4 protein-coding genes are annotated in these 6,051 nt (G+C 70.1%); 3 read left to right on the top strand and 1 reads right to left on the bottom strand.

The genetic code is table 11. The features are described from left to right. Positions 1-7: 7 nt before the first annotated feature. Positions 8-1,675 (bottom strand): GspE/PulE family protein, encoded by a 1,668-nt coding sequence (locus ACIWQI_RS15825; RefSeq protein ID WP_396658885.1) that lies wholly within the window; start codon positions 1,673-1,675, stop codon positions 8-10. A 108-nt stretch (positions 1,676-1,783) separates the two neighbouring features. Here ACIWQI_RS15825 and ACIWQI_RS15820 point away from each other — a divergent pair, with 108 nt between their 5' ends. The 3 genes from ACIWQI_RS15820 to ACIWQI_RS15810 all read left to right on the top strand — a co-directional run. Next, the gene (locus tag ACIWQI_RS15820) at positions 1,784-2,800 is read left to right on the top strand and encodes a YihY/virulence factor BrkB family protein (protein WP_396658884.1); all 1,017 of its coding nucleotides are present in this window, start codon (positions 1,784-1,786) and stop codon (positions 2,798-2,800) included. Continuing rightward, entirely contained in the window at positions 2,793-3,506 is a 714-nt protein-coding gene (locus tag ACIWQI_RS15815) for an NAD(P)H-hydrate epimerase (protein ID WP_396658882.1), read from the top strand. The genes ACIWQI_RS15820 and ACIWQI_RS15815 overlap by 8 nt, the downstream gene beginning before the upstream one ends. Positions 3,507-3,556: 50 nt before the next feature. Continuing rightward, a partial coding sequence (locus ACIWQI_RS15810) for a glycogen/starch/alpha-glucan phosphorylase (RefSeq protein ID WP_396658880.1) occupies positions 3,557-6,051 on the top strand: 2,495 nt, incomplete at its 3' end.

The following is a 6,051-nucleotide window of genomic DNA, read 5'->3' as shown; positions in this document are numbered from 1 at the left end:
GCCTGGGTCACACGGAGACGCGGAGCACCTCTTCGATCGTCGTCACACCCAGCGTCACCTTGCTCCAGCCGTCGTCGCGCAGCGACACCATGCCCTGCTCGAGCGCCAGGTCGCGGATGTCGGACGCGGTCGCGCGCGTCATCACCAGCGTCTCGAGGTCGTCGCTCATCGACATGATCTCGTGCAGCGCCACCCGGCCGCGGTAGCCCGTGCCCGAGCACGCGGTGCAGCCGACGGCGCGGAAGATCTGCGGCGGGTCGTGCGGGTCGTGGGGGAACCCGATCGAGCTGAGCACATCACTCGGCTCGACCACCGCCTCGCGGCAGCGCATGCACAGCCGCCGGGCGAGGCGCTGCGCGATCACCGTGTGCAGGGCCGTGGCCACCAGGAACGGCTCGCAGCCCAGTTCGGTCAGGCGCGTGATGGCGCTGGGCGCGTCGTTGGTGTGCAGGGTCGAGAGCACGAGGTGACCGGTCAGCGAGGCCTCGATCGAGATGTTCGCCGTCTCGTAGTCGCGGATCTCGCCCACCAGCACCACGTCCGGGTCGGAGCGCAGGATCGACCGCAGCGCCGTCGCGAAGGTGAGCCCGGCGCGGTTGTTCACCTGCATCTGGTTGATGCCCGGGATCCGGTACTCCACCGGGTCTTCGACGGTGATCACGTTCACGCGCGGGTTGGCGATCGACCGCAGCGCCGTGTAGAGAGTGGTCGACTTTCCCGAGCCCGTGGGTCCGGTGGCGAGGATCATTCCGTGCGGGCGGTTGATCGCCTCGCGGTAGCGCTGCTCGTTCACCGGGGAGAACAGCAGGTCGCGCACCGTCATCACCTGGCCGGTGTTGTCGAGGATGCGCATGACGATCTTCTCGCCCCACACCGTCGGCAGCGTCGCCACGCGCAGGTCGACCTGGCGGCCCTCGTGCGTGACCGAGAGCCGGCCGTCCTGCGGCCGGCGCTTCTCGGCGATGTCGATCGCCGACATGATCTTCAGGCGCGAGATGATGCCGTCCTGGATGGCCCGGTCGGCCTTCTGCATCTCGTGCAGCACGCCGTCGATGCGGAACCGCACCGTCAGCTGCCGCTCGCCCGGCTCGACGTGGATGTCGCTGGCCCGGTCGTTGATGGCCTGGGCGATCAGCAGGTTCACGAACCGGATGATCGGGGCGTCGTTGTCCTGCTCTTCGAGCGTCTCGGTGAACGCCGTCGCCGCGGCATCCGCCGTCTCCTCGATCGTGCTCGACAGCTCGCTGAGCTCTTCGTCCGAGCGCAGGAACCGCTCGAACATCTGGGCCAGCGCGTCCTGCGCGACCACCACCGGGTCGACGAACAGGTCGGTGACGCTGGCCACATCGTCGAGGGCCACGATGTCGGTGGGGTCGACGATCCCGACCGTCAGCCGGTCGCGGTTCTTGTCGATGGGGATGAGCTGGTACTTGCGGCACAGGGCGCTGGGCACCATCGCCACCACGTTCGGGTCGAGCGGCATGTCGGACAGGTCGACGTAGCGATGACCGGTCTGCACGGCGATCGCCTCGGCCAGCTGACTCTCGCTGAGCAGTCGCTGCTCGACGAGCGCGCGCGCGAGCTCCGGCGTGTCGCCATACTGGCGAAGCGCTTCCGACATCTCGGTCGCGCGGATCGCCCCGGTCAGCACAAGCGTCTGTGCAAGACCCGGCATCGTCCTCCCCGTCTCCCCAGACCAGTTGCCGTTCCCCACGCATGATCATACGGGAGGCATTCGTCAAGAGTCATCGGCCCTGCCGAACCCGCGCACTATCCTGACGCCATGACCGCCGCCGCCAGACGCAACCCGGTCGAGCGCCTGATCGCGTGGGCGCTCACCCTCAAGCCCGTGCGCGCGTTGCTGCTGTACAGCGAGCACCGCGGCCCCATGCTCGCCGACAGCGTGACCTACCGGGCGCTGTTCTCGGTGTTCGCCGGGGTGCTGCTCGGATTCTCACTGGCAGGACTGTGGCTGGCCGGCAATCCGGTCGCCTGGCAGGCGCTCGTCGACGCCGTGGATGCTGCGATCCCCGGCCTCATCGGAGACATCATCGACCCCGACACGATCCGGGCGCCGACGGGGCTCACCGTCGCGACCGTCATCTCGCTGGTCGGCCTCATCGCGGCGTCGATCGGCGCGATCGGGTCGCTGCGGATCGCCTTCCGCACGATCGCCGACAAGGTGCACGACGACGTCTTCTGGGTGTGGGTGCTCGTGCGCAACTTCGCGCTCGCGGCCGCGATCGGCCTGATGCTGGCGGCCTCCGCCGCGGCCGCCTTCTTCGGCACGGCGCTGATCGGCACCGTGCAGAGCTGGCTGGGCGTCGGCGATGCGCTGTCGGGCTGGGCGACCTGGGGAGTGGGACTGCTGGTCACCCTTGCCCTGGACACCGGGGTGGTGGCGCTGCTTTTCGTCGTGCTCTCGGGCGTGAAGGCGTCGGCGCGGGCCCTGTGGACCGGTGCGGTGCTGGGCGGGATCGCACTGACCGTGCTGCAGCAGCTGTCGGGGCTGTTCGTCGGGGGAGCGGCATCCAACCCGCTGCTCGCCTCGTTCGCGTCGCTGATCGCCCTGCTGCTGTGGTTCAACCTCTCGGCGCAGGTGATCCTCATCGCCGGGGCGTTCATCATCACCGGTGTGCGTGAGGAGCGCGACGGCGTACGTGCCCGTCATGGCGCGGCGACCTTCGCGCAGCGACGGCTGCAGCGCGCGCAGGATGGGGTGCGCGTCGCGACCGAAGAGCTGCGGGCCGCGGAGGCGGAGGCCGAGGCCGAGCGCGAGAAGAGGTACCAGGATGCGTGACGACGACCAGGAGTCCTCGACTGTCAAGCTCTACACCGCCGCGCAGGTGCGCGAGGCCGAGCGCCCGCTGCTGGACGCCGGCGAACCGCTCATGATGCGGGCCGCCGAGGCGCTCGCAGTCGTCGTGAGCGAAGAGCTCGAACGCGGCCCCGTGCCCGCCCGGGTGCTCGTGCTCGCCGGCAGCGGCAACAACGGCGGCGACGCGCTGTTCGCCGTCGCGCGCCTGGGCCGCCGGCACGCGATCGACGTGCTGCCGGTGGGCACCGCCGTCCACGAGGCGGGGCTCGCCGCCGCCGTCGCCGGCGGGGCGCACGTGATCGACGCCGCCGAGGCCGAAGACGCCGAGTACGACCTCGTGCTCGACGGGGTGCTCGGCACCGGCACCACCGGCGCCCCCACCCTGCGCGGCATCGTCCGCGGCGTCGTCGAGCAGCTGCTGCCGGCGGTCGAGTCGGGGCGCACGAAGGTCGTCGCCGTCGACCTGCCCAGCGGCCTGCACCCCGACGAGGGCACCACCGCCGACGGGCTGGTGCTGCCGGCGACGGTGACCGTCACCTTCGGCGGCGTCAAGGCCGGGCTCACCCGCGGCGACGGTCCGCGCCTGGCCGGCCGGGTCGTGCTGGTCGACATCGGGCTGGGGGAGCGGCTGGCCGCGATCGAGCCGGTGGGCGAGGCATCCATCGACCGCATCGTCACCCGCACCTGATCGCCGCCGGCGATTCCTGCCAGCGCCCGCCCGGCGGGTACGGTCGATAGGTGCCTGCAGAACCACCCGCACCCCTCGCCGCCACCCACCCGCTCGCCCTGGCCCCCGTCCCGTCTCCGGCGGGCACCGTCGACGGGTTCGTGCGCGAGTTCCTGGGCAACCTCAACTACGAGCGGGGCGTCGCGCTTTCGACATCCACCGTCAACGACCAGTACTTCGCCCTGGCCTACACCGTGCGCGACTACCTGATGGCGCGGTGGCTCGAAGACCAGCACCGGCAGCACGAGAGCCAGGCCAAGAGCGTGTGCTACCTCTCGGCGGAGTACCTGCTGGGGCGCCAGCTCGACAACAACCTGCTCGCCTCGCGGCTCACCGACGTGGCGACCGAGGCCCTCGCCGCCTGCGGCATCGACATCGACACCCTGCGCCGGCAGGAGGTCGAACCGGGTCTGGGCAACGGCGGGCTCGGGCGTCTGGCCGCCTGCTTCATCGACTCGCTCGCCACGATGGGCGTGCCGAGCATCGGCTACGGCATCCGCTACGAGTACGGCATCTTCCGTCAGACGTTCGTCGACGGCCAGCAGGTCGAGCAGCCCGACGCGTGGCTGCGGCTCGGCTCGCCGTGGGAGTTCCCGCACCCCGAGGCCGCGCAGACCGTGTCGTTCGGCGGCCACACCGAGACCTACCGCGACGGCGGCGTCGAGCGGGTGCGCTGGGTGCCGGGCTGGAGCGTGGTGGCCGTGCCGTACAACCTCATGGTGCCCGGCTACCAGAACGGTCGCGTCAACACGCTGCGGCTGTGGCGGGCGGTGGCCACGAACGCGTTCGACCTGCGCATCTTCAACTCGGGCGACTACGAAGAGGCCGTGCGCGCCCGCACCTACGCCGAGAACATCTCGAAGGTGCTGTACCCCGAAGACTCCACGCCCCAGGGGAAGGAGCTGCGGCTTCAGCAGCAGTACTTCTTCTGCGCGGCATCCATCGCCGACTTCCTCGATCACGCGCTCACTCCCGACTTCGATCTGAGCCGCCTGCCCGAGCGCGTCATCTTCCAGCTCAACGACACGCACCCGGTGATCGCGGTGCCCGAGTTCATGCGGGTGCTCGTCGACGAGAAGGGCCTGGAGTGGGATGCCGCGTGGGCCATCACCCGGCAGTGCTTCGCGTACACGTGCCACACGCTGCTGCCGGAGGCGCTCGAGGTGTGGCCGGTCGAGCTGCTGGAGCGGCTGCTGCCGCGGCACCTGCAGATCATCTATCGCATCAACGAGGAGTTCCTCGCCGAGGTGCGCGAGCGGTTCGGCCACGACGAGATGCGGCTGCGCAACATGTCGATCATCGGCGAGCACCCGTACCGGATGGTGCGCATGGCGTACCTGGCCACCGTCGCCGGGGCCAAGGTCAACGGCGTCGCCGAGCTGCACTCGCAGCTGCTGCGCGAGCGGGTGCTGCGCGACTTCGACGAGTTCTTCCCCGGCAAGTTCACCAACGTCACCAACGGCGTCACCCCGCGGCGGTTCCTGCGCCTGGCGAACCCGCCGCTGGCCGACCTGATCACCGAAGCGGTGGGGGCCGGCTGGACCGTCGACCTGGAGCAGCTGCGGGGGCTGGAGGCCTTCGCGGAAGACCCGGAGTTCCGCGCCCGGTTCGCCGAGGTCAAGCACGCCGCCAAGGTGCGCCTCGCCGACGTGCTGCAGGTGCGCGACGGATTCGAGGTGGCCGACGGCCACCTGCTCGACGTCATGGTCAAGCGCCTGCACGAGTACAAGCGGCAGATGCTCAAGGTGCTGCACATCGTGACGCAGTACGAGGGCATCGTGTCGGGCCGGCTGAAGGCATCCGACCTGCAGCCGCGCACCTTCCTGTTCGGGGCCAAGGCGGCGCCGGGCTACGTGATGGCCAAGCGCATCATCCACCTCATCAACGCCGTCGGCGCGGTCGTCAACGCCGACCCTCGCGTGGAGGGCCGGCTGCACGTGCTGTTCCCGCCGAACTACAACGTGACCCTCGCCGAGAGCGTCATCCCCGCGGCCGACCTGTCGGAGCAGATCTCGCTGGCCGGCAAGGAGGCCTCGGGCACCGGCAACATGAAGTTCGCCCTCAACGGCGCCCTCACCATCGGCACCGACGACGGCGCCAACGTCGAGATCCGCGAGCTCGTCGGCGACGAGAACTTCTTCCTGTTCGGCATGACCGAGCCCGAGGTCGAGGCGCTGTGGGCGCGCGGATACCACCCCGCCGCGGTCTACCAGCACGACGAGCGGCTGCGCGCGGCGATCGACCTGATCGCGTCGGGGGCGTTCTCGGGCGGCGACCGGTCGACGTTCGAGCCCATCGTGTCGAACCTGCTCTACGACGACCGGTTCATGGTGCTCGCCGACTACGCCTCGTATCTGGAGGCCCAGGAGCGGGTGGACGCCGCGTACGCGGATCAGGATGCCTGGACGCGCTCCGCGATCCTCAACATCGCGCGCTGCGGGTTCTTCTCATCGGACCGCTCGATGCGCGACTACATCGACCGCATCTGGCACACCCCGCCCCTGCG

The organism is Microbacterium sp. (assembly GCF_044508325.1).
In the GTDB taxonomy this organism is placed as follows: Bacteria; Actinomycetota; Actinomycetes; order Actinomycetales; family Microbacteriaceae; genus Microbacterium.
The sequence above is the reverse complement of the archived record's forward strand: the minus strand, read 5'-3'. Positions and strand labels throughout refer to the sequence as shown.

Bases quoted from the DNA above. Each gene is read 5' to 3' on its own strand.
- ACIWQI_RS15825 (WP_396658885.1), bottom strand. From the start codon at position 1,675: ATGCCGGGTCTTGCACAGACGCTTGTGCTGACCGGGGCGATCCGCGCG.
- ACIWQI_RS15815 (WP_396658882.1), top strand. From the start codon at position 2,793: ATGCGTGACGACGACCAGGAGTCCTCGACTGTCAAGCTCTACACCGCC.
- ACIWQI_RS15820 (WP_396658884.1), top strand. From the start codon at position 1,784: ATGACCGCCGCCGCCAGACGCAACCCGGTCGAGCGCCTGATCGCGTGG.